The sequence below is a fragment of the Streptomyces sp. TS71-3 genome (assembly GCF_018327685.1).
Classification (GTDB): domain Bacteria; phylum Actinomycetota; class Actinomycetes; order Streptomycetales; family Streptomycetaceae; genus Streptomyces.
Window position 1 is genome coordinate 893,697 of record NZ_BNEL01000001.1, and the last position, 23,918, is coordinate 917,614.

A 23,918-nucleotide genomic window follows, 5' to 3' on the forward strand; every position below is an offset into this window, starting at 1 on the left:
CTTCTCGTTCGCACACAGCAGAGGGGGCGTCATGGCGTACTGGGCCAGGGCACGGCGACGGCCAGCGAGGGGTCCAGGCGGCGCAGGAGGGTGGCGATCACCCGGGCGCGCTGGGGACCGAGGTAGAAGTGGCCGCCGGAGAAGGTGTGCACGTGGGTGCGCCCGGTGGTGAGCGCGGCCCAGCCGCCGGTGCCGTCGCCGCCGTGCTCCCGGCCGGCCCGCAGGTCGCAGTCCGGGTCGCAGTCGCCGGTGAGGACGGTGATCGGGCAGTCCAGCGGGGGCCGGGAAAGGGGGCCCGGCCGGTACGTCTCGATCAGCCGGTAGTCGCTGCGGACGTAGCCCAGCACGGCGGCCCGCAGGTCGGGATCGGCCAGCACCTCGGGCGGGGTGCCGCCCAGCCGGGCCAGCTCGGCGCCGAGTGCCTCGTCGCTCTGCCGGTGCACCGAGCCGGGCCGGGCCGTGCCCGGCGCTTCGCGGCCGGAGACGAAGAGCCGGCGCGGCGGCGCGCCGTGTCCGCGCAGCGCGTGGGCCAGCTCCCACGCGACGGCGGAGCCCATGCTGTGCCCGAAGAATGCGTACGGCCGGTCCAGCAGCGGGAGCAGATCCTCCGTCACCGCGTGGACCAGGTCGTCCATGCGGTCGGCCATCGGGTCGGCCCAGCGGTCCTCGCGCCCCGGGTACTGCACGGCCAGCAGTTCCACGTCGGGTGGCAGGAGCGCGTCCCAGGTGCGGTAGAAGCCCGCGCCGCCTCCGGCGTGCGGCAGGCAGACCAGCCGCAGCCGGGCGGCGGGCCGCGGCTGCCAGCAGCGCAGCCAGGTACTCCGGCCGGCAACGCTCACCAGATCACCGGCATCCGCTCGACGCCGTAGGTGTGGGCGTCCGGCATGAACTCGATCTCCTCGACCCCGGTGGCCAGGCGCAGTGTGGGCACCCGGCGCAGCAGGGTCTCAAGGGCCACTTCCAGTTCGAGGCGGGCCACGTTCTGGCCGATGCACTGGTGGGGGCCGTGCCCGAAGGCGAGGTGCCGGTTGGGGGTGCGGTGGATGTCGATGTGCTCCGGCTCGGGGAAGACCTCCGGGTCGTGGTTGGCGGCGGCCAGCAGTCCGATGGCGCCGTGCCCGGAGGGGAGAGTGCCGCTCGGCAGTTCGATGTCGGCGGTGGCCACCCGGGCGGGCAGCGCGTCGGACACCGAGGTCACCCGCAGGAACTCCTCGATCGCCTGCGGGAGGAGCGCCGGTTGTGCACGCAGTTCCTCGGCCAGTTCGGGCCGCTGGAGGAGATGGAGGGTGGACAGGGCGATCATGGCGGTGGTGCTCACCCTCCCGCCGTTGATGGTGATCCCGAGGACGGAGAGCAGTTCCTGGTGGGTCATGTGCCCGGGGACGAGCTGCTCGGTGACGAGCTGGGAGATGAGGTCGTCCGCGGGCTGCTCGCGGCGCAGCTCGATGATCTTCGAAAGCAGCTCGAAAAGGCCGCCGAGCGCCGCCCGCACCTCGTCCTCGGTGCTGGTGCGGGAGCCGGAGATCCGGGTGACGTCGCGGAAGAACTCGACGTTCTCCCCCGGTATGCCGAGCAGGGCGCAGATCACCGAGGTGGAGAAGGCGTTGGCGTAGTGGGTGATGAAGCAGACCGGTCCTGGCAGTGCCAGCATGTCGTCGATCAGCTCGTCCGCGATGGCCTGCACGGCGGGGCGCAGGGCGCGCGCCTTGCGCAGGGTGAACTCCGGCTGGAGCATCTTCCGGTAGCGGGTGTGGTCGGGTGCGTCGGTGCGCAGGAACGGCCGGAGCTGGGCGGCCACTTGGCGCTCGGCCTCGCTGAACGCCGGGAATTCGGCGTGCCGGGCCTCGGCGCTCACCCGGGGGTCGGCGAGCAGTGCCCGCACGTCCTCGTAGCGGGTGGCGAGCCAGGCGCCGCGGCCGGTCGGCATGGTGACGCGGGCGAGTGGCTGCTCGCGGCGCAGCCGTGCGTACTCCTCGGGCGGTGCGAAGGGGCAGCCGCGGCGCATGGGGAAGGCGGGCGGTGCGGCGGGTTCCGGTGCGGTCATCGAAGATCCTCGGTGGGACGGGGGAGGGACAGGGGTTCGCGGCTGAGCACCGCGAGAGGCGGGGCGCCCGGCCGCACCGGCATCGGCCGGACAAGGAGGCCGGACTCCTCGGCGAGGGTGTCGAGGCCGAACGGCTCCCAGAGGTAGGCGTCGTGCACCTCGCGCAGCGGCGCGGGTGACGCCTCCTCGTAGATGCGCCAGGTGCTGCGCAGCCGCATCGCGCCGGCGCCTTCCGGCACACCGGAGAACCACCACTCGTAGCGGTGGCGGCCCGCGGTGGCCGTGGCCAGCCGGCTGGGCGGGAGTTCGGCGGGGGCGTCGAGCTGCATCAGCTCGACCACGATCCGGCCGCCCGGAGCGAGCCGGGCCAGCAGCCGGGACCACAGGCGGCGGCGCTGCCCGGCATCGAGGTGGCCGAGCACTCCGCAGAGGACGGCCGCGCTGATCCGGTCGGGCAGTTCGAGGTCCGGTGCGGCACTGTCGGTGACGGTGACGCGCGGGCGCAGGTCCGGATCGCCGAAGACGCGGCTGGTGAGCACCGCGCGCATGCCGACCGCCGGTTCGGCCGCCAGGATCGCGGCCCCGGGCAGGGCGCGGGCGACCGCCTCGGTGACGAGGCCGGTGCCCGCACCGATGTCCACGACGGTGCCGGTGCCGGTGTCGAGCCCGCCCAGAGCGGCGGCCACGGCCGGCGCGCTGGAGGTGGCGACGTGCTCGGCGGCCACCAGGTCGAAGAACTCGGCCGAGGGCGTGTAAGCCACCGGTGCGGGCTGCTCGCTCGGTGCGTCGAAGAGCTCCTCCGCGGGCAGCGGGCGCGGCCGGGGCGGCCGTACCACCGTGGGCGGGCCCAGACGGGTGGCCAGCTCCGACCAGATGCGGCACACCGCGAGGTCGTACTGCGGTCCCGCGGTGCCGGGTCCGCCGCCGAGGACGGCGTCCCGCATCCCGTCCACTGCACGGCCGATGGCATCCGGCCACATCTCGTCGAAGACCTGGCGGAAGGTGCCGGGTTCGCCGATCACGGACGTGGTGGGCAGGCCGAAGGAAGCCGTGCCCGGACCGTCCAGCACGAGGCGGTGGTCCGCGTCCCGCTCGGCGTGCAGGCGCGGGCTCCACAGCACGGGGCCGTGGGTGTCGGCGAGGGTGAGTACCCCGCCCTCGGTGCCGAGCGCGATCCGGTGCCAGTGCAGCGCGTGGTTGTCCCGGTCGGCGGGGTCGAGCTGGTGGTGCACCCGCAGGGTCAGCGGCACGCCGCCGATCACGCCGTGGAGGGTCCGGAAGGGGGCCGGGCCGGATCCGTCGACGAGCGGCGCCGGGTCGGCGAACCGCCAGGGCCGCAGCGTGCCCAGCGCCCGGCCGAGGATGTCCACCAGCGGCATCATCAGGTGCACGGGGGTGGCCGCGTCGACGAAGAGCGGTTGCTGACGCTCCGCCAGCCTCCTGGCCGCTGTGACGAACCGCCGTACCGGGGCGAGGTGCGGGTAATGGGTGTTGATCCGGTAGTGCAGTTTCTGCCTGCGTGCCTCGCGGACGCAGGCGGTCAGCTCGTCCAGGTGCAGCGGGTGCTCCTGGAGGACGTGGACACCGCGGGCCAGCAGGTCGAGGGCGAGCTCGGCGCCGGTGCCGCCGGAGATCGCCGAGCCGACGGCGACGCACGCCAGGTCGACGCCGTCCTCGGGCGGGCTGGTGTGCAGGGGCACGCCGAGCTTGTCCGCGTAGGCGCGGGAGGCGTCGGAGCCGCGGGCCAGCAGGCCGACCAGTTCGTACCCCTCGCGCTCGCGCACGGCCTCGGCGTAGAACCGGCCGAAGTTGGTGCCGCAGACCAGCACCCGCAGCGGGGGACCGCTCACAGGGCGCCCTCCTCGACCAGTGCGGGCTCCGCGTCCCCGCTCACCTCGAAGCGCTCCACCGTCTCGTCCGCCCGCAGCCGGGCCGCCACCTCGGCCGGGTCGAGCACGTCGCACGCGAAGTGGACGCCCGGCGGCACGGTCCGGCGCACCACCGCGTCCGCGGCCAGCGCCCCGACCAGGGCCGTGAGCCGGTAGCTGCTGGACGCCCGCAGCGAGAGCCGCCGGACACCGGACGAGCCGTCCGCGGTGAGGGTGAAGTCCATGACGTAGTAGGGAGTGCGGCCGGCCAGGTCGAGACGCGCGGCCAGCATCATCTCCTCGACGAGGGCCGTCCGATCCGCCTCGTGCACGTGCTGCGCCAGGCGGCCGGGCAGCTCGCCGAACAGCGTCCGCACCCGCGGGCCCGGGTGGGTGTTGAACCAGTCGGCCCGGTCCAGGCCGAGGTGTGCGGCGAGCCGCTCCGCCTCGCTGCTGAGGTAGGGCTGAAGGGCGGCGCGGTCCGGGAAGCCGGGGGCCTCGGTGTCCTCCACGATGCGCAGGGCGCGGGACTGCCTGCGGCCGTTCCGCCAGGCGGCCAGCGACTCGCCGTACGCGTCGCCGCCCCCGCCGCCGGTGATGACGGAGAGCATGACGTCCTCGGCCACGGTGGGCGTGCAGGGCTCCAGGCCCCCGCTGTAGGCGGTCAGGGCCCGCGGGCTGCCGGGGCCCTGAGCGGCCAGCCAGCGCGGCAGGATGCCGGAGAGGCCGGGCAGCGTGCCCGCGGAGAGCACGACGCTGTGCTTCCCGGCGTCCGGCGCGTCCTGTCGGGCCAGGTCCTCCCAGGCCGGCTCGTATCCGCCGACGTCCACGCAGTGCGCGCCGGCGGTGAGCGCGGCGGCGGGCACGGTGGCCCGCAGTTCGTAGGCGGGGCCGACGCAGTTGAGGACGAGATCGCAGGAGGAGGCGAACATCGCCAGACTGGCCGGGTCGCGTACATCGACGCGGACCGCGAGCCCGGAGCCCGGCGCCAGCTCGCGTAGTGCCTCCGGCCGGCGGGCGCCCAGCAGCAGCCCGCGGTGACCCAGTTGCCGCAGTGCGCGCACGGCCTCGCGGCCGACGGCGCCCGAGGCGCCGAGGACACCGATGCCCGCCCGGCCGGTCATCGGGTCACCGCCCCGCCGGTCAGGCGGTCCAGCAGCGCCAGCAGCCCCGGAGCGTGCTCGACGGACATGCAGCTGAAATGGTCGCCCGGGATGTCGAGGATGCGCAGCTCGCCGAGGACCAGGTCCTCCCAGTAGCGGGTGACCGCCTCCTTGCTGCCCGGGAAGGGGTACGCACCGCCGTGGCGCAGGAAGGTGATGTCGCCGGCGTACGGCTCCGCGTCGTAGCGGGTGATGGCGAAGACGCTCTGCCGGAAGGCACGGAAGAGCCGGGTCATGTGCTCGGGGGTGTAGGTGCCGGCCGGGCCGGGGACCGCCTCGCACATGCGCAGGATGCGGGTGGCGCGCGGCACCGCGGCCAGTGCCGAGAAGGAGTCGGCCACGTCGGCGAGTGAGCCGTCCAGCGCGGCGATCGAGCCGTCGGGGAGCAGATCGGGCGTCTTCTCCAGCGCGGCCTCCGCGGCGGCGGCCACCCGCAGTTCGTCGGCGGGGAAGCCCAGGTCGGCGGGGGCGATGCCCATCATGACCGCGAAGGAGTACTCCGTGATCAGCTCGTCCTCCAGGCGGAACCGCGGGCTGTGGCTGCTGATCACGGTGAGGTCTGCCACCTCGGCGCCGGACTCGGCGAGGTTGCGTGCGACCTCGGTGGCGATCAGGCCGCCCAGGCAGTAGCCGACCACGTGGAAGGTGCGGCAGCCTCCAGCGAGGAGCTCCTTGGCGTAGCCGGCGGCCAGTTGCTCGATCTGGCCGTCCGGCGAGTCGGCCAGGAAGCCCGCCGGGTCCGGCAGTTCCAGGCCCACGACGGTGGCGGTGCCGCGCGAGCGCCGCCGGAGCTCGGTGACCAGGCCCCGGTAGGGCATGATCGTGCCGGTCCCGGCGTGCACGAGGACGGTGGTGGGCTCCTCGGGAGAGCCGCTGCCATGCAGGTGCACCACCGGATTGCCCGGCGCCGCCGTGGGTGCCACGGGCTCCCCGGCGACCTCGCGGAGGAACGCCGCAAGACCCGCGACCGTGGGCTGCCGCAGCAGGTGCCGCAGCACGACCTCCCACTCCAGACCGGCGGCCTGCGGCACGTGCTCGCGTAGCTGCCCCACCATGCGTGCGACCAGCAGCGAGTCGCCGCCGAGCGCGAAGAAGTCGTCCTGGCGGCCCACGCGCACCACGCCCAGCAGGCGCGACCACAGGTCGGCGAGCTCCCGTTCGAGATCGTCCAGGGGCTGCTCCGCCCCGGAGCCGGGTTGCTCGGCGGCCCGGTCGGCCTCGCCGGGCAGCCAGGAGGCCAGCCGGCCCCGGTCGGTCTTGCCGTTGGCGGTGCGCGGCAGGGCGTCCACGATCTGCCACACCGAGGGCACCATGTACTCGGGCAGCCTGTTCGCCGCCGCCCGGGCGAGCTCGCCCACGGTCAGCGGAGCCCGGTCGGTCTTCACCCGGGCCAGCACCAGCTCCTGACCGGTGGCCGCCAGTGGGTCGCCGGGCTCGGGCAGCACGGCCACCCCGGTGGCGCCGTGCCGGTCGAGCAGCTCGGTCCACTGGGCGCGGGTGAGGAACGACTGCCCCGCGGCCGTCCGCAGGTCCGTCCACTCGCGCCCGGCGACCTCCAGGAACTCCATCGACACCTGGAGCGGGTAGTGGTCGTCCCGGGTGTTCTCGACGAAGAGCAGATGGCCCCCGGGTACCAGGAGTTCGCGCAACCTGCGCACCGCCGCGTCCGTGTCGGCGGTGGCGTGCAGCGTGTTGGCGCACACCACCACGTCGTAGGAGTTGGGCAGGAAGCCCTGCTCCCGCGGCTCGGAGTCGATGTCCAGGCGGCGGCAGCGGATCCACGGCTGGTCGGCGTAGCGCTCGCCGGCCTCTTGGAGGAAGAAGGGCGAGGCATCCGTGAAGGTGTACTCCACGCCGAACTCCGCCAGACCAGCCACGAGCTCGTCGGTGGTGCCGCCGACTCCGCCGCCGACCTCCAGCACCCGCAGCCGCTCCTCGCCGAGGTGGGCGCCGGCGATCTCCCGGAGGGCGGCGGCGAGCGCCTGGTTGAGGTGACGGATGGCGAGGTTGTCGCGGTAGGCGGCGTCGGCGGCGTCCAGCGCGGCGCCGGGGAAGAGCAGCGCCCGGATGTCGGCCTCGCCCGAGACGAGTTCCGGCAGCCGGTCGGCGCAGGTGCGCATCACCTCAAGCAGCCGCGAGGACCAGCCGACCTCGCGCTCCAGCTCGGCGGCCCGCTCCCAGGCCGCCGCCCCGTCCCCGGTGTCCGGCAGGCGCAGCCCCCGGTACGCGTCCGCCGCCGGGTCGTGGTCCAGCCGGCCCTCGGCGACCAGGGCGCGCAACCAGCGGCGGACCATGTGCCGGTGGCGGGGGGTGGCGCGCAGCGCGGCACAGACCTGCTCGGCGGTCCGCGGGCCCGCGTCCGCGAAGGCGGGCTCCAGCGCGCTCGCCATCGCGTTCAGCGCGGCTTCGTCCAGGACCCGCAGGAACGTGGCCAGCCGCTCGGCGTCCACATGCTCCGAGGCGGTGCGCACGGCCTCGGCGGCGGCCCCGTACACGGCCTCCGCGATGCGCGCGCCGTCGGCAGCGGGGGTCACCCGGGCCGGTTCCACGAAAGCGGCCAGGCGGCGTCCGCCGGAGGCCGAGTCGTCCACCACCACCGCCCCGGCGGCCACGGACGGGTGGGCCTGTACGGCGGTCTCCACCTCGGCCAGTTCGATCCGGTAGCCGCGGATCTTCACCTGGGCGTCCCGGCGGCCGAGGAACTCGATGTCGCCGCCGGGCAGGTGGCGGCCGAAGTCGCCGGTGCGGTAGAGCCGTTCGCCGGTCTCCGGGTGGGTGATGAACCGCTCGGCGGTGCGCTCCGGGTCCCCGAGGTAGCCGAGGGCGACGCCCGCGCCGCCGATGCAGAGCTCACCGGGCACCCAGTCCGGCCGCGGCAGCAGAGCCTGGTCGAGGACGTGGAAGGTCTGGTTGGTCAGCGGGCGGCCGTAGGGGATGCTGGGCCGGGTCGGGTCCACCTCGCCGATGGGGTGGGCGATGGACCAGATGGCGCCCTCCGTCGCGCCCCCCAGCGAGACCACGTCGAGTCCCGGCAGCAGGGCGCGTGCCTCGTCGGGCAGGGCCACGGGTATCCAGTCGCCCGAGAGCAGGGCGAGCCGGGGCCCGGCCGCCGTCCACGCGTCGGTGTCGCCGCGCAGCCAGTCGCAGAGCATCCCCAACTGACCGGGTACGGAGTTCCACACCGTGACGCCCTCGTCGGCGATCAGCTCGGCCCAGTGCGAGGGGTCCCCGCGCCGCTCGGCGGCCGGCAGCACGAGGGCGCCGCCCACCGACAGCGGCCCGAAGACGTCGTACACCGACAGGTCGAAACCGAGCCCGGCCAGGCCGAGCACGCGGTCCTTCGGGCCCACGTCGAAACGGGTGTTGACGTCCTGGACGGTGTTGGCCGCCGCCCGATGGCTGATCATCACGCCCTTCGGGGTGCCGGTCGAACCGGAGGTGTAGATGACGTACGCCAGATCGTCGGGGCCGGTGTCAGGCGCCGGGTCTCCGGAACCGGTGAGTGGCCCCGCGGCGCCGGGACCTGTGCCGGATGGGAGCTCGTGATCCCCTTCTGCCGGAAGCTCGTCCACGGAGACCGCGCGCAGGCCTTGTGGCAGGTCGTCCGCCTCTGCCAGCCAGGACTGCGTCAGCACCGTCCGGGCGCCCGCGTCCGCGAGCATGGTGTCCCGGCGGGCCGCGGGCTGTGCACTGTCGACGGGCACGTACGCGCCGCCGGCCAGCAGTACACCGAGCACGGCGGCGACCTGCTCCCAGCCCTTGTCCATCCACACCGCGACCGTCTCGGCAGGACGCAGACCGCCAAGCTGCCGCGCCACCTGCCGGGCGCGATCCGCGAGCTGGGCGTACGTCAGGTCGCGCTCCGGTGTGCGCACGGCGAGGGCGTCCGGCGTGCGCAGGGCCTGCGCGAAGAACGGCTCGTGCAGCAGGCCGTCGGGAAGTGGCCCCTGGGTGCCGTTGACCAGTGCTCTGCGCTCCGTCTGCTCGGCGGGCAGCTCCACGCGGGCCGGACGGTGCCAGGCCCCGGCGTCCGCGGCGAGGTGCTCGACCAGGGTGACCCAGGCGTTGAACATGGCCTCGGGCATGCCCTCGGGGAGGACGCCGTCCCGCACGTCCCAGGAGAGGGCGAGCACGTCCCCGCGGGTCATCGCCTGGCAGTCGAGCCAGACCTGCGGGGTCTGGGTGGCCGCGTAGCCGACCTCACGCGGCACCGCCGCGCCGGGGTCCTGTCCGAGTGCGCTGGTGAAGACCACCGGCATCAGCACCGGCTCCCCGGCCCGGCGGGAGAGCTCGGCCAGCACCTCGGAGCCGGTGAAGAGGGGGTGCGCCAGGTCGTCGAGCAGCTGACCGCCAAGGGCGCGGGCCCGGTCGGCGAAGCTCGTGGCGAGGCCGGTGAGATCTACGGCCAGCAGTTCCAGGGCGGTGAAGTCCCCGACGATCCGGTCGATCTCGTCGTGCAGCGCCAGGCGCTGCACCGTGGGCACGTTGAGTGTGAAGCGGGGGGTGCGCGACCACCTTCCGACCACCTCCGCGTAGGCGGTGAGCAGCACCGTGGAGACGGGCACGCCGTGCGCGGCGGCGTACTCGCCGAGGGCGCGCGCGGTGTCCCCGTCCAGCAGCCGTTCGTGGCGGGCGAAGCGCACCGGGCCCCCGCCGGCGGGCGCGGCGGGTGCGGCCCAGCCCTCCGCCAGGGGAAGCTCCGGCGCGGCGGGCAGGTCGGTTAGCCGGTCCGTCCAGTACGTGCGGTCGGCGGCGTACTGCGGGCTCTCGGTGAGCGACCGCCGGGCCAGGACGTAGTCGCGGAAGGTGGCGGTGAGCGGGGTCAGCTCGGCGGCCGGGTCGGACAGCAGGCGCTGGAACTCGGCGAGCAGCAGCCGCAGGCCGGCGTGGTCGACGATCAGCATGTCGAAGGAGAGGTGCAGCACCGCGTGCCCGGGACATCGAGTCAGGTGCAGCCGGTAGAGGGGCCATGCGTCGGTGGGCCCGGTGCGGTGCGAGAGCCGGTCGCGGACCCGCGCGACCTCGGCGTCGAGATCGGGCCGGCTCGTGACCTCGCTGACCGGTACCTCGATGGCGGGGACCTCGGGGAGCACCTGCTGGTAGCCGTCGGGGTGTACGACGGCGCGCAGCATGTCGTGCCGCGCGGTGAGCGTGTTCCAGGCGTCCGCCACCCGGGCGGGGTCGAGGTCGGGATCGCCGAGTTCGACGTAGGTGTGGCAGGCGATGCCGCCGTAGGCGTAGGCGTCGGTGCGGCCGAGCAGGTAGGCGGTCTGCAGGTCGGTGAGGGGGAACGGCTCGTGGTGCTCTGCCGCATCGTGCCGGAGCACTGGCTGCCGGGCCGCCCTGGCCAGTTCGGCGAGGAGGGCCTCCTTGCGGTCACGTAGTTCGGCGAGGCGCTGTTCGGTGAGGTAGCCCTTGGGGGCGCGGTAGCGGAGGCGGTCGCCCTCGGCCCACAGTTCCACTCCGTCACGCCCGTAGCGGGCGATCAGCTCGGCGGCGGACGTTCCTTCGGTGCCGGATGCTTCTTCGGTGTCCTGCGCGTTCACAGCTCTCCTGTTTCGGTGTCGTGCCCCGGGGCGGCGAGGGCCGCAGTGACCTCGGCGGCGAGGGCGGCGAGCGTGGGGGCAGCCAGTAGTGCCCGGACGGGGATGCGTGCGCCGAGGCGGCGTTCGACGGCGGCGACCACGCGGATCGCGGTGAGGCTGTCGCCGCCGAGGGTGAAGAAGTTGGCGTCACGGCCGTGGACCGGGCCCGGCAGGACGGCCTGCCACAGCTCGGCGAGTTCGGCTTCGATCCCCTTCCGGGGCGGCTCCGCGTCCGTGGCCGTGGTGCCGTCCGTACCGGCGGAACCTTCGGCGAGGGCGATCAGCGCGTGGCGGTCCACCTTGCCGTTGGCGGTCAGCGGCAGCTCCGCCAGGGTCTCGACGGAGGTGGGAAGCGCGTACGGGGCGAGCCGCTCGGCCAGCCACGGGCGCAGCCAGGCGGCGGGCGGCCCGCCGTCGGGCGCGGAGCCGGTGGGGACGGTGAAGGCGGCAAGCCGGCGGGCTTCCCGCGGGCCCACCGCCACCACCGCGGCGCGGGCGACGCCCGGGTGGGCCGCGAGGGCGGCCTCGACCTCGCCGGCTTCGATCCGGTGTCCCGCGATCTTCATCTGCTGGTCGGTGCGGCCGAGGAACTCGATCGTCCCGCCGGGCCGGTAGCGGCCCAGGTCCCCGGTGCGGTACCAGCGCTCCCCGCCGCGGGTGACGAACTTGGCCGCGGTCCGCTCGGCGTCGCCGAGGTAGCCCTCGGCGAGTCCGGCGCCGCCGATCCAGAGCTCACCGGGCACCCAGTCCGGGCAGTCTCGGCCCTGCGGATCGCAGACGCGGTAGCGCTGCCCGGTGAGCGGGTGGCCGTAGGGCACGGACGGCCAGCCGGGGTCGACCGCCCCGCCTTCGACCTCGTGGGTGTTGGACCAGATGGATGCCTCGGTCGCGCCGCCCATGGCGATGAAGTGACACCCGCCGCCGGCGCGCTCCATCAGCCGCCCAGGCAGGTCGAGGCCTATCCAGTCGCCGGAGAGCAGGGCGGTGCGCAGGCCGGTGAGGGCGCGGTCCCCTGCGCGCTCGTCCGCCGAGAGCAGCAGGTCGAGCAGGGCGGGCACGGTGTTCCAGACCGTCACGCCGTGCTCGCGCAGCAGCGCCCGCCAGCTCCGCGGCTCGCGCCGCTGCTCCTCGGTGGGCAGGACCAGCGCGCCTCCGGCCGCGAGCAGCCCGAAGATGTCGTACACCGAGAGGTCGAAGTCCAGCGCGGAGAGCGCCATGACCCGGTCGTGGCCCCCGATGCCGTGCCGGGCGTTGATGCCGGCCACGGTGTTCCAGGCGGCAGCGTGGCTGATCGGCACCCCTTTCGGTTCTCCGGTGGAGCCGGAGGTGAAGATGATGTACGCCAGCGCGTCCGGTGCCGTCGGCAGCGGCGCCTCGGCCGCGTCGCAGGCCATCGCCTCGCGTGGCGTCAGCACCCGGACAGAGCCCGCTGCCTGCTCGTCCTCCGCGATGGCGACCCGGATCCCGGCCGCGCGTCGGACGCACTCGCGGCGGGTCGCCGGCTGCTCCACGCCGATCGGAACGTAGACGGCTCCGGCGGCCAGCACGCCGAGCACGGCGATGACCTGCTCGGGCCCCTTCGGCAGGGTGACCGCGACCGGGTCCCCCTCCGCCACCCCGCTGCTGCGCAGGGCCCGAGCGGTGCGCAGCGCGGCCTGCGCCGTCTCGCCGTAGCTGAGGGTGCGACCGTCCGCGGCGATGAGCGCGGCCCGATCCGGTTCCGCGGCGGCGCGGGCGAAGAACGCCTCGTGCAGCGGGCGGGGCGCGGTGGGCGGGGTGGCGTTGAGCTCGGCGCGCCGGGCCCGCTGCCCCGGCGGCAGCAGGTCGGGCACCGGCGCGTCCCAGTCGCCGCGGGCGAGGTGGTGCAGCAGTCGGGCGTGCGCGGCCGCCATCTCGTCCAGGACGCCGGGGGAGAACAGCTCCTCCACCGCGTCCCAGGTGACGACCAGCGCGCCGTTCTCCTCGGTGACCTGGTGGTCCAGGCTCACCTGCGGTGTCTGGGTGACGCCCCACACCCGTTCCGGGAAGCCCTTGCCGGGGTCGGCGAGCGCGGCGTCGCCCACCCCGAGCGCGCTGGTGAAGACCACCGGCGCCGCGGGGTCCACGGTGCCGGTGCGGCGGGCGAGTTCACGCAGCAGCCAGGTGGCGGGCACGTCCTGATGGTCGAGGTCCTCGGCCAGGCGGCGTTGCAGCCCGCGCAGTGCGGGCAGCCACGGTCCCGGCGTTCGGTGGTATCCGGCGAGGGAGAGCGAGGTGAAGTCGCCCACCACCCGGTGCACGTGGGGGTGGATCTCGTGGCGGTTGAAGAGGGTGAGCGTGATGGCCACCGCGTCCGTGCCGCTCCACGCCGCGAGCGTCTCACCGTAGGCGGCGAGCAGTACGGCGGAGGGGGTGAGGCCGTGCCGCACGGCACCCGCCTTGACGGCCTGCCAGGATGCGGCGTCGAGCGCGGTGCGGCGCCGGGCGAATCGCGGCCGTTCCACCGCGGCGGGCTCGGTGCGGTAGGGGAGCCGGGGCGCGGGAGGCAGCGCCTCCAGGCGGGAGCGCCAGTGGGCGCGGGTCGCTTCGGCCGCCGCCGGGTCGGCGGCGGCTCGGGCGGCCAGAGCCGACTGGTAGTCGCGGTAGGTGAGGTCGAGCGCCGGAAGCACGGCCGAGGGGTCGGCGTAGAGCGTGCCCCACTCGGTGTAGAGGGTGACGATGGAGAGGGCGTCCAGCACCACGTAGTCGAGGCCCACGCCGAGGCGGGTGCGCACCGCCCCCGACCGGTCCCGGTAGCGCACCGCGCGGAGGTCGAAGAGCGGCCAGCGGGCGGGGTCGCGGATCTCGTGCGACATCGCCCCGCGCAGCTCCGCCACCGCGTCCTGCCCGGCCTCGTGCGGTGTGCCGGTCACGTCCCGCACCGGGATGTGGAACGGGGCCACCTCGGCCTCGGGCAGCACACGCTGGGTGCCGTCCTCGATGACGGCGCGCAGCATGTCGTGCCGGCGTACCAGGGCCTGCCAGGCGCGCTCCAGGCGCTCCAGGTCGGCGTCCTCACCGTCGAACTCGCTGTAGTGCCAGGTCCCCACGCCCCCGAGGGTGAAACCGGAGTCCCGTCCGGTGACGTAGGCGGTCTGCACCTCGGTGAGCGGGAAGGGCCGGTGGGCGAGTGCCGGGTCGCAGGCCACCTCGGGAACGATCGGTGCAGGGGAGGAGGGACGGTTGAGCCGGGCCGCGAAGTCGTGGAGCACCGGCGCGGCGAACAGGTCGGCGACCGCCGCACCGGCGAACCCCTGGGCCCGCAGCCGGGAGACGACACGGGTGGCGACCAGGGAGTCGCCGCCCAGGGCGAAGAAGGAGTCCTCCCTGACCACGCCGGGCCGCCCGAGCAGTTCAGCCCACAGCTCGGCGACCGCTTCTTCGAAGGCCCCCACGGGTTGCTCACCCGCGACCTCGCGGCCGTCCCGGAGATCGTGGGCCTCCAGGAGCCCGCGTACGGCCGCGCGGTCCAGCTTCGCGTTGGCGGTCAGCGGCAGGGACGGCAGGACCAGCACGGCGTCCGGCCGCAGGTAGGGCGGCAGCCGGTCGGCCGCCCAGGCCGTCAGCTCCTCGGCGGTGGGGGAGTCCGGCGAGACCGCGGCCCCCAACCGGTCGCCGCCCGTGCCGTGGATCACCACGGCAACGGCCTGCTGGACACCGGGGCAGGTCTGCAGCACGGCCTCGATCTCACCGAGTTCGACGCGGTGGCCGCGGATCTTCACCTGGTGGTCGGTCCGTCCGAGGAATTCGAGGGTGCCGTCGGGCCGGTAGCGGGCCCGGTCGCCGCTGCGGTACCAGCGCTCGCCGCGGTCGGTGACGAAGCGGGCGGCGGTGCGCTCGGGGTCGCCCCGGTAGCCGGTGGCCAGGCTCCGGCCGCCGATCCACAGCTCGCCGGGGACGAGGGTGGGCCGGTCATGCCCGCGCTCGTCGACGACCCGGGTCCGGACGTTGCGCAGCGGCACACCCCAGGGGATGGATCGCCATGCGGGGTCGACGTGGCCGCCGGTGACCTCGAAGACGGTGGAGTGGATGGCCGCCTCGGTCATCCCGCCCAGCGCCACGAACCGGCACCCGGGGGCAGCCGCGTGCAGCTGAGCGGGCTGGTCCATGCCCACCCAGTCACCGCCGAGCAGGGCCAGGCGCAGCGAGTCCAGTTGCCCTGGCGCCGTGGCGGCGGCGAGCAGGAGGTCAAGCAGCGCGGGAACGCAGTTGACGATGGTCACCCCGTGCTCTCGCACCGCGTCGGCCCAGCGCGCCGGGTCCCGCCGTTCCGCCTCACCGACCGCCACCACCCGCCCGCCGACCGACAGCGGCGCGAAGACGTCGAACACCGACAGGTCGAAGTCGAGCGCGGAGAGCGCGAGCACCGCGTCGTCAGGTCCGGTGTCGAAGAGGTAGGCCAGCGCGTCGAGGGTGTTCACCGCCGCCTGGTGGGGCACCTCGACGCCCTTGGGCTCTCCGGTCGATCCAGAGGTGAACAGCAGGTAGGCCGGGTCCTCCGGGCGAGCCCCGGACACCGGAGCGGGCTCCGCCCGCGCCGCCTCGCTCAGCCGCAGCACCGCCACACCGCCGGCACGCTCGACCAGCGGTGCGTGCTCGTCGTCGGTGACGGCCACGGCTGCGTTGGAGAGCCGGTGGATCAGCTCCCGGCGCGCCGCGGGCTGGTCCACGCCGACGGGCACGTAGGCAGCGCCGGCCGCCAGCACTCCGAGCACCGCTGTGATCTGCGCGGCCCCCTTGGGCAGGGTGACGGCCACGGTGTCCCCGCGCCGCACACCGAGCGCGCCCAGCGCGCCCGCCACCCGCCGTGCCGCCAGGGCCAGTTGCGCGTAGCAGAGCGTCGAGCCGTCCTCCGTGACGACGGCCGTGCGCTGCGGATGCTCCTCCGCGAGCGCGAAGAACCGGTCGTGCAGGGCGTACGCGGGTGGCGCGCTGTCCGGCTGCGGGGAGCGGGAGCGCGCTTCGAGGTCGGCCTCGGCCGGCAGCGGCGCGACCGGCGCCCGCCAGGGGTCCTTGGAACCCGCCTTGGGCCCTGCGGATGCGGTGACCAGGCCGTCGACGACGTCCAGGTACGCCGTGAACGCGGCCTCGGGCACGCCGTCCTCGAAGATTCCCTCTCTGACGTCCCAGTTGAGCAGCAGCCCGCCGTCCAGCTCGGTGACCTGGGCGTCCAGCGCCACCTGCGGTCCCTGCGAGATGATGTGGACCGGCTTGCCGAAGGCGCCCTGTACCTCCTGCTCGAAGATCTCACCCAGTCCGATGGCGCTGGTGTAGACGACGGGAGCGATCACCGGGGCGCCCTGCTGCCTGGCCAGCTCGCGGAGCACGTCGACCCCCGAGTGTGCCGCGTGGGCGATACCTTGCCGGATGCCGTCCTGGATGCGGCGGGCCTGCTCGGTGAACGGCAGGTCCTGGCGCAGGTCGGCGTCCAGCAGTAGCGAGCTGCTGAAGTCCCCGATCATGCCGGCGACATCCGGGGTGATCGGTTCGCGGTCGAAGACCGGCAGGTTGAGCAGGAAACGCCTGCTGCCGCTCCAGGCCGCCACCGCCTCGGCGAAGGCGGTGGCCAGCACCGCCGCCGGGGTGAGGCCGTGGCTGCGGGCGCCTGTGATCAGGGCATCTTTGGCCTCGGGGTCCAGCCAGTGGTGCAGACGGCGGGAGCGGGTGAGCGCGGTGTCGGAGGCGGCGACCGGGTGCAGGGGATCGACGGTGAGGGGGAGCAGGGGCGGCGGGGGAAGATCCGGCAGCCGCTCGGCCCACCAGCGCCCGGCCCGCGACCGCTCGGCGGCCTGGCTCTCGGCGTGGGCGGCGACGTACTCGGGGAACTCCAGGCCCAGTTCGGGCAGCGGAGCCGCCGGGTCGTGGTAGAGGTGGCACAGGTCGCGCAGCAGGACGCGGAGGCTGAGGGCGTCCCCGGCCATCATGTCGAGGTCGATGTGCAGCCGGGTTCCACCGGCCGGCAGCAGGGTGAGCGCGACCTGGAGCATGTCGCCCGCGGTCACGTCCCGGCGGGCGTGGGTGTACTCCTGACGGCGCCGGTCCAGCTCGGCGGCCACCGCGCCCTCACCGGCGTCGCGCAGATCGTGGAGGACGAGCCTGGCGCTCGGCACGTCCGCGCCGGCGGGGGAGATGCGCTGCCTGCCGTCGTCGAAGCTCGCCCGCAGCATGGCGTGGCGGTCGACGAGCGCGCGCAGCGCGCGCCGGAGGCGTTCGGGATCGACTCCCTCGCCGTCGAGTTCGGTGTAGAAGTGCGGGGCGACGCCGCCCAGCGGCTGGCCGTCCTGGCGGCCGATCCAGTAGGCGTGCTGCATGGTGGCCAGAGGGAACGTTTCGTCGTCGTCCCGCGGTCGAGACGAGAGGCTGGTAGCCGGCCGCTCGGCGGGAGCCGGAACGGCCGCCACCGACCGCTCGGTCCGTTCCGCGGCCGCGAGGAGCGCCACCCATCGGCTGAGCACCGGCTCCTCGACCAGCTCCGCGAAACCGATGCCATGCCCCCTCCCGCGCCACTCCCCGGCCAGGGACATCAGTGCGAGTGAGTCCAGCCCCTGCTCGAAGAGGTCGCCGTCCGGGTCGAGTTCGTCCGCCGGAATCCGCAGGGCGCGGGCGACGGACTCGCGCACCTGGTGGAGCGTCAGGGTGGATCTCTCGTCACTCACCCAGGCCGCCTTTCATTAATAGAAATGATTTTCATTGCAATGTAGCGTAGACCTCGCCTCGGGAGAAGCACCAGCCCCAGGCGAGAAGATCCCGGAGCGCACCAGGAGGAAGCGCCATGGCCGATGACCCGGCAGACGGAAGTGCACTGGACGGTGGCCAGCCCGACTGGCCGGGCTGGCCGGAGGAGGCGGCAGAGCGCTACCGGAGTGCCGGATACTGGGCGGGCCGGACCTTCGGCGCCTATCTGGAGTCCTGGGCCCGCGCGCGCCCCGACCGCCCGGCCCTTGTCGACGGCGAGCAGACCTGGACCTACGCGGAACTGCACACGGCAGCCATCGAACGCGCCTGCGGCCTGCATGCCCTGGGTGTCGCCGAGGGGGACCGCGTCGTGCTGCACCTGCCCAACAGCGCGGAGTTCGCGCTCCAATGGTTCGCGCTCCAGCTCCTCGGCGCCGTTCCGGTGCACGCCATGCCCGCGCACCGCAGCGCCGAGGTGCGCGATCTGCTCGGCTCGTCCGGCGCGAGCGCCTATCTGATCCCGGACCGCCACCAGCGCTTCGACTACCGCCCCATGGCGGCCGAGCTCCTCCGCTCCGAGCCCTGCCTGCGGCAGGTCGTGGTGCACGGCGACACCGGCGGCCACCCCGGCTTCACCGCCGCCGGCGACCTCGCGAGCCACGGCACATCACTGCCGCGGCGCGGCGCGAGTGACCCGTCCGGCCTGGCGGCGCTGCTGCTCTCCGGCGGTACCACGGGCCGTCCGAAGCTGATCCCGCGCACCCACGACGACTACGCCTACAACGCCCGCGCCGCGGCGGCGGCATCCGGCCTCACCGAGCGCAGCGTCTATCTCGCCGTACTCCCGATGGGCTTCAACTTCGCACTCGCCTGCCCCGGCGTGCTGGGCACCCTCATGACCGGCGGCACGGTGGTGGTCGCACCGGATCCGAGCCCTCAGACCGCATTCGCGCTCATCGAGCGGCGCGGCGTCACGATCACCGCGATCAGCCCGGCCCTCGTGCCGTACTGGCTGGACGAGCACGCGCACGCCCCCGATGCCCTGAGCGGCCTCCAGGTCCTCCAGGTGGGCGGCGCCCGGTTGCCCGACGCGTCCGCCCGGCGGCTGGGCCGCGAGCTGCGGGTCACGGTGCAGCAGGTCTTCGGCATGGCGGAGGGCCTGATCTGCGTCACCCGCCTCGACGACCCGCAGCAACTGATCTGCACCACCCAGGGCCGCCCCCTCTCGCCGGCCGACGAGATCCGCATCGTCGATGACCTGGGCCGTGACGTCCCGGATGGCGAGCCGGGCGAACTCCTCACCCGCGGCCCCTACACCCTCCGCGGCTACTACCGCGCGCCCGAGCACAACGCCCGGTCCTTCACCCCGGACGGCTTCTACGTCACCGGCGACATCGTCCGCCGCCTCCCCTCCGGCCATCTGGTGGTGACGGGCCGTTCCAAGGACCAGATCAACCGCGGCGGCGAGAAGATCGCGGCCGGGGAGGTCGAGGAGCACCTGCTCGCCCACCCGGACATCAAGGCGGCCGCGCTCGTCGCCGCCCCGGACGAGCGCTGGGGCGAGCGTTCGGTGGCCTACCTGGTCTGCACCCAGCCGCCCCCCACCCCTCGTGCCCTGGCCGACTTCCTGCGTGGACGCGGCCTGGCCGCCCACAAGGCGCCGGACGAGGTCGTCGCGGTGGACGCCCTCCCCCTGACGCCGGTGGGCAAGGTCGACAAGCAGGCCCTGCGCGCCGGCGTGGGGGCCTGAGCTCTCCGCGGGGGCGCGCGGAGTGCCGAGACGTACCGAGATCACGGTTGACCGTCGCTCCCGCCGGTACGCGTCGCCGCTAGCTTCCCGTTCGTGGCCGAGGTTCGGGCGGCCCAGAAGTCGGCATAGCGCCGCCGAGAAGTTTCGCTGATCGCTGACGCTCCCCGTTCCATATCCGTATCCGTCGTTGACCGCGCCGTCCCGCATCCGAGCCCGTTCCGTGTGCCCGGCCGGCTGACGGAGTTCCCGGCCGGACCGTACGGCTGGATGGAGCGAAGCCTCCCGCGCCGGCCGGTGTTGCGTCGGCCGCCCTGGTTGACGGCGGCGACCGAGGAGTCCAGGGTGCGCACGAAGGGCACGATGCCGTTGGAGCGGCCGTTGGTGCCGCGGATCAGCGAGCCGCGGGAGCGGATGCGACTGTAAAGGGTCCTTGCCCTAGGGGATTCCGGTGCCGCCCGAGTGCTTGGAGAGCCGGGCCACCTGGTGGCAGCGCTCGTAGAGGGAGTCGGCCCGCCCACCGTGTAATGACGGTTCGAAGGAGCGCCGCGGCGAAGGTGCCCGTAAGCCTGCGCTTGGGGCGGCTTGGCGCGCCGGCTGGAATAGGGTCAAGTGAGGAGTCAGGCCGGTTGGTCACGCGGGCCGATTCTGGCGGCGGGCCCGCACGCCGACCCCTGATCGCGTGGGGGCCCGCCGGTGGCAACGGCCGGGACCGCCACCCCCCACAGGAGAGGCCCCGGCCGCCGCACGGCACGGGCCGCACGGCGGCCCGTATCTTGTTCAGCGCCGGGAGGACGGTTTGTGTCACACCCCACCCCGAGCGGCACTAGTTGCACGTTGTACAAACATGGACGGGAGGACGCGGAGCCCGTAGCGTCCCTCCAGACCGGCCGGACGATCCCGACGACCGGCGCGAAGCCACCCACAACCACGACCGCGACCATCAATGCAGCAACCACGACGGCCGGCGGCCGGGTGCGCGAGAGCGGCGCCGGTCGAGGTGCAGAGAAGGGCAGCCTGTAGTGCTGGGGGACGACGCGGAGTTGACTGCCGCGGTGAGTGCGGCACAGCACGGGGACGAGAACGCGTTCCGTACCGTGTACCGCGCCGTGCACCCGCGGCTGCTCGGGTACGTGCGGACGCTGGTCGGCGAGTTCGAGGCCGAGGACGTCACCTCGGAGGCGTGGCTCCAGATAGCCCGGGACCTCGACAGGTTCAGCGGGGACGCCGACCGGTTCCGCGGCTGGACCGCGCGGATCGCGCGCAACCGCGCCCTCGACCACATACGGATGCGGGGCAGGCGCCCCGCGGTCGGCGGTGACGAGTCGGAGCTGACGGGAAAGCCGTCCCCCTCGGACACCGCGGGCGAGGCGATGGAGTCCCTCGCCACGAACCGTACGCTGGCCCTGATCGCCCAGCTTCCCCAGGACCAGGCAGAGGCCGTGGTGCTCCGCGTCGTCGTCGGCCTCGACGCCAAGACGGCCGCACAGACGCTCGGCAAGCGCCCGGGGGCCGTCCGCACCGCCGCGCACCGCGGTCTGAAACGGCTCGCCGAGTTGCTCGGCCCGCAGGAGGAGTTCTTGGAGGACGGCCCGCGCGCGACGGAGGGTATCCGCCCGGACATTCCGGGTGAGCTCGACTCGGTTCCGCACCAGCGGCCCCGAACGCGTACGGTGACGTCCGCGGGTGTGACGCAATCACGCCTGCGGACGCAGAAGGACATGTGATGGCCGACGAGAGCCGTGTCTTTCCGGAGGACACAGGAGACCCGCTCCGGGCCCCGGGAATGTGGCTGGACGAGGCCACCGCGGAGGGCCTTCTCTCTGGCGTGTCCCCTGACGCCCTGGCTGGAGGCGCAGGTCTCGATCCCCGAGGCGCGGCCGAACTGGTCGGCCTCGTCAAGGTGCTGAACGCTCTGCGGGAACAGGCAGGGGACGCCGCCGCGAGCCGTTCGGTGCCGGCGGCCGGCGCCGCGGGCGAGCTGCCCGGTGAGGCCGCGGCGCTGGCCGCGTTCCGGCATGCCCGCGACACAGCGTCACGGGGCGTGGCGGCGGACGCGATCCCTCCGCGGATTCCGCAACCGGTGCACGGCCGGCGCGCCGAGGGCGAGCCCTCGCCCGTGGAGATCGGCTCCGTGCACCTCGCCGGCGGCACGGGCGATCATGCTACGCGCGGTGATCATTTCCGCTGGCGGCCCCTGCGCTTCGGGCTCGCCGCGACGCTCGCCGGATGCATGCTCGGCGGCGCCGCCGTCGTCGCCGGACTGCTGCCGTCCCCGGTGGGCGGCCTCGGCAGGCCCGGCCCCGCCGTCTCCGTCTCCGGCGCCGAGACCCCCGACGGTTCGGACCCCTCCGCCGGCGGCTCCGGCAGCGGCGCGCCCCGGTCACCCGGCGACCCCGCGGGACCCGGCGGATCCGGTGCGCCCTCCGGCGGATCGGACGGCAGAGGCGGCGAGCAGGGCCACGGCAAGGACAAGAAGGACGGCGCCCACGGAACGTCCGAAAACTGGTGGGCGAAGATGGTCAGTGCCTGCCAGGACTACCGCGGCGGCAAGCCCCTCGACGGCAAGAGCCAGCACGACCTGGAGAAGGCCGCCAACGGCTCGGAACGCGTCGCCCACTTCTGCGAGGGCCTCCTCGCGGACCAGGGCGGCCCGGGCAAGGAGAACGGCGCCCCTCCGGCCCAGGGCCCCGGCAACCACGACACCAGCGGAAACGACACCGCCGGCAACGAAGGCGACGACGGCGGCCCGGACACCCCCGACTCCGGCGGCGGCCCGAAGAACGACGCTCCGGGCGACGGTGCCGGCGTCACTCCGAGCGCCACCGACAGCGCTCCCACACCCTCCACGAGCTCCGAGACGCCCGCGGGTGTGACATTTTCAGACCCCCCGACGCAGTAGAAAATGAGCCGACTGGTCATCGGCGGTGCACGAGCCGGGGTTCCCCCCGTACCCGCGGCTCAGTGCGATCGGCGCGGGCGGGACACGTTCCCCCGGTCCCGCCCGCGCCCCTTCTTTGCGGCTAATCCGCCGCCGCTCTCGCGTAGCTGGTTGAGCGCCGTTGGGGTTCCTCAATTGATGGCTGGGGTTCGTGGGGGGATTTTTTGTGGGTGGCTCTTGTGGGGGACTGCGCCCCGTAGGGGCGCGGGGAACTGCGCGAGCAAGCACCCACGGGCGGGTGGTCCGGGAACGACGGAGACGGCCCGTCCTGGACGGTGATCGGGGCGCAGCCCCGTCTTTTGAGGGCCGCAGCCGGGGCGCAGCCCTACTCGCCGAGCCGCCGCAAGAGCTCCGCGCGGCTGTCCCGGGTGAGGTGGTCCGCGATGGTGCCCGCACCGGAGGCCAGGTGGCCGGCGAGCACGTCGCCGGCGAGGCTCGCCGCCTCACCCAGCCCCGCCGGATCGCCGAGCAACTCGTCCCGCTGCTCCGCACCGAGCCCGGCCGGCGCCGGCGCCGCGGCCAGCAGCTCCCCGGGACCGTCAGCCAGCCCCCTGGCCACCGCGTCGAGGCGGACCTCCGACGTGCTCGGGCCGTGCAGCCCGGCCTGCTGCGCCTCGGCCCAGACGGCGGCGGCGAGGACCACCACGACGTGCGGCTGCCGGGCGCGCACCGGGCCGCCCGGTGACACGGAACCCAGGTGCGCGAGCACGAGTTCGTCGCCGGCGGACAAGGCGTACTCCCAATCGCCCGCGGAACGCGGGCCGGCTTCGGTCATGGCGGGCACGCTACCCGCCGTGCCCCCACCGCATCCCACCGGGAGAACCGCGCGCGGCCGGGACCTCGCACCGCCGGGCGCGGTGTCAGTACACGATGACCTTGTCGCCCGTCCTGACCTGGTCGAAGAGCGCGGCGATCTTCTGCTTGTCGCGGACGTTGACGCAGCCGTGGCTGGCACCGGCGTAGCCGCGGGCGGCGAAGTCGGAGGAGTAGTGGACCGCCTGCCCGCCGCTGAAGAACATCGCGTACGGCATGGGCGTGTGGTAGATCGTCGAGACGTGGTGGCGGGACCTGAAGAACACCTTGAACGCGCCCTCGCGGGTGGGCGTGTACTCCGAGCCGAACCGGACGTCCATCTGCGAGACCGTCCTGCCGTCGATGATCCAGGACAGGCTGCGGCTCTTCTTGCTGATGCACAGCGCCCGGCCCGTCAGGCAGCGCGGGTCCGGCCTTCCCCCACTGCCTGAAGGGCGTGGGAGGTGCCCCCAGGGCAGGGCCGTTGGCGGGAACAGCTCGTCATGGGACGGCGTGTGGGTCAGGGCGAGCAGCCGCTGCCAGGTGGCCCGGTCCGTGCCGCCGGTGCGGGGCAGGCCGTGGGCGCCCTGGAAGGCGCTGACGGCGGCGGTCGTGACGTCGCCGTAGAAGCCGGTCGGGGAGCGGTCGAAGTAGGACAGCATGTGCAGCCGGGCCTGGAGCTCGCGCACCTGGCCGCTCGTGGTGCCCTTCGCCATCACCAGCACCGGTTTCGGCGGCGCCGGAGCGTGCGTGGCCGGGGCCCGGGTGGTGTGCTGCGGTGCCGGGGCGCCGCCGCTGCCGCCCTGGGCGCTCGCGGCCGTCGGCGGGCGGACCGCGGGGCTGCCGGCGGTGCCCGTCACCTGGACGGGCCGGCAGCCGCTCAGCACCGCGAGCGCGGTGACCACGGCGACCGCCACGGCGAGGCGTGCCATGGACAGGACGGGTGTGCGCATGAGTCCCCCCGGCTCTTGCTCGACTGCCGTGAGAGATGCTTCCCGGTCCCGGGGCGCCGTGAACCCACGCCCGCCCCGGCGTGACGGCTGTCACGCCCGCTCGGCGATCCCCGGCGCCCGCCTCGCCGTGAG

General features: G+C 74.2%; 11 protein-coding genes and 1 pseudogene. 3 read left to right on the plus strand and 9 right to left on the minus strand.

Annotated features, from left to right (window positions below):
- Positions 1-29 precede the first annotated feature (29 nt).
- Genes Sm713_RS03825 through Sm713_RS03850 form a run of 6 tightly spaced genes read right to left on the minus strand, consistent with a single transcriptional unit; the run spans position 30 to position 17,334 of the window.
- Positions 30-839 (minus strand): thioesterase II family protein, encoded by an 810-nt coding sequence (locus Sm713_RS03825; RefSeq protein WP_212908269.1) that lies wholly within the window; start codon positions 837-839, stop codon positions 30-32.
- The gene (locus tag Sm713_RS03830) at positions 836-2,044 is read right to left on the minus strand and encodes a cytochrome P450 (protein WP_212908270.1); all 1,209 of its coding nucleotides are present in this window, start codon (positions 2,042-2,044) and stop codon (positions 836-838) included. The genes Sm713_RS03825 and Sm713_RS03830 overlap by 4 nt, the downstream gene beginning before the upstream one ends.
- Positions 2,041-3,894 (minus strand): Gfo/Idh/MocA family oxidoreductase, encoded by a 1,854-nt coding sequence (locus Sm713_RS03835; protein ID WP_212908271.1) that lies wholly within the window; start codon positions 3,892-3,894, stop codon positions 2,041-2,043. The genes Sm713_RS03830 and Sm713_RS03835 overlap by 4 nt, the downstream gene beginning before the upstream one ends.
- On the minus strand, positions 3,891-5,036 hold the full coding sequence (locus tag Sm713_RS03840) for a saccharopine dehydrogenase NADP-binding domain-containing protein (RefSeq protein WP_212908272.1): 1,146 nt from the start codon (positions 5,034-5,036) through the stop codon (positions 3,891-3,893). The genes Sm713_RS03835 and Sm713_RS03840 overlap by 4 nt, the downstream gene beginning before the upstream one ends.
- On the minus strand, positions 5,033-10,621 hold the full coding sequence (locus Sm713_RS03845) for a non-ribosomal peptide synthetase (protein WP_212908273.1): 5,589 nt from the start codon (positions 10,619-10,621) through the stop codon (positions 5,033-5,035). The genes Sm713_RS03840 and Sm713_RS03845 overlap by 4 nt, the downstream gene beginning before the upstream one ends.
- Positions 10,618-17,334 (minus strand): non-ribosomal peptide synthetase, encoded by a 6,717-nt coding sequence (locus tag Sm713_RS03850; protein ID WP_249416063.1) that lies wholly within the window; start codon positions 17,332-17,334, stop codon positions 10,618-10,620. The genes Sm713_RS03845 and Sm713_RS03850 overlap by 4 nt, the downstream gene beginning before the upstream one ends.
- 116 nt (positions 17,335-17,450) lie before the next feature.
- On the opposite strand from Sm713_RS03850, the gene Sm713_RS03855 reads away from it, so the two are divergent.
- Positions 17,451-19,103 carry a (2,3-dihydroxybenzoyl)adenylate synthase gene (locus tag Sm713_RS03855; RefSeq protein WP_212908274.1) on the plus strand — a complete coding sequence of 551 codons (1,653 nt, stop codon included), beginning with the start codon at positions 17,451-17,453 and terminating at the stop codon, positions 19,101-19,103.
- Between the two features lie 299 nt (positions 19,104-19,402).
- On the opposite strand, the pseudogene Sm713_RS03860 reads toward Sm713_RS03855, so the two are convergent.
- Positions 19,403-19,610, minus strand: a pseudogene (locus Sm713_RS03860) (hypothetical protein); the annotation flags it as partial.
- 512 nt (positions 19,611-20,122) lie between these two features.
- On the opposite strand from Sm713_RS03860, the gene Sm713_RS03865 reads away from it, so the two are divergent.
- Positions 20,123-20,827, plus strand: coding sequence for an RNA polymerase sigma factor (locus tag Sm713_RS03865; protein ID WP_212908275.1), 705 nt, complete (start codon positions 20,123-20,125; stop codon positions 20,825-20,827).
- Positions 20,827-22,002, plus strand: a complete 1,176-nt coding sequence (locus tag Sm713_RS03870; protein WP_212908276.1) for a hypothetical protein — start codon at positions 20,827-20,829, stop codon at positions 22,000-22,002. Before Sm713_RS03865 ends, Sm713_RS03870 begins: the two co-directional genes overlap by 1 nt.
- Before the next feature lie 364 nt (positions 22,003-22,366).
- Here the strand turns inward: Sm713_RS03870 and Sm713_RS03875 are convergent, their stop codons facing one another.
- Together Sm713_RS03875 and Sm713_RS03880 are read right to left on the minus strand one after the other, a co-directional pair.
- Positions 22,367-22,816, minus strand: coding sequence for a hypothetical protein (locus Sm713_RS03875; RefSeq protein ID WP_212908277.1), 450 nt, complete (start codon positions 22,814-22,816; stop codon positions 22,367-22,369).
- Positions 22,817-22,901: 85 nt separating this feature from the next.
- Positions 22,902-23,786 (minus strand): L,D-transpeptidase family protein, encoded by an 885-nt coding sequence (locus Sm713_RS03880; RefSeq protein ID WP_249416064.1) that lies wholly within the window; start codon positions 23,784-23,786, stop codon positions 22,902-22,904.
- Positions 23,787-23,918 lie beyond the last annotated feature (132 nt).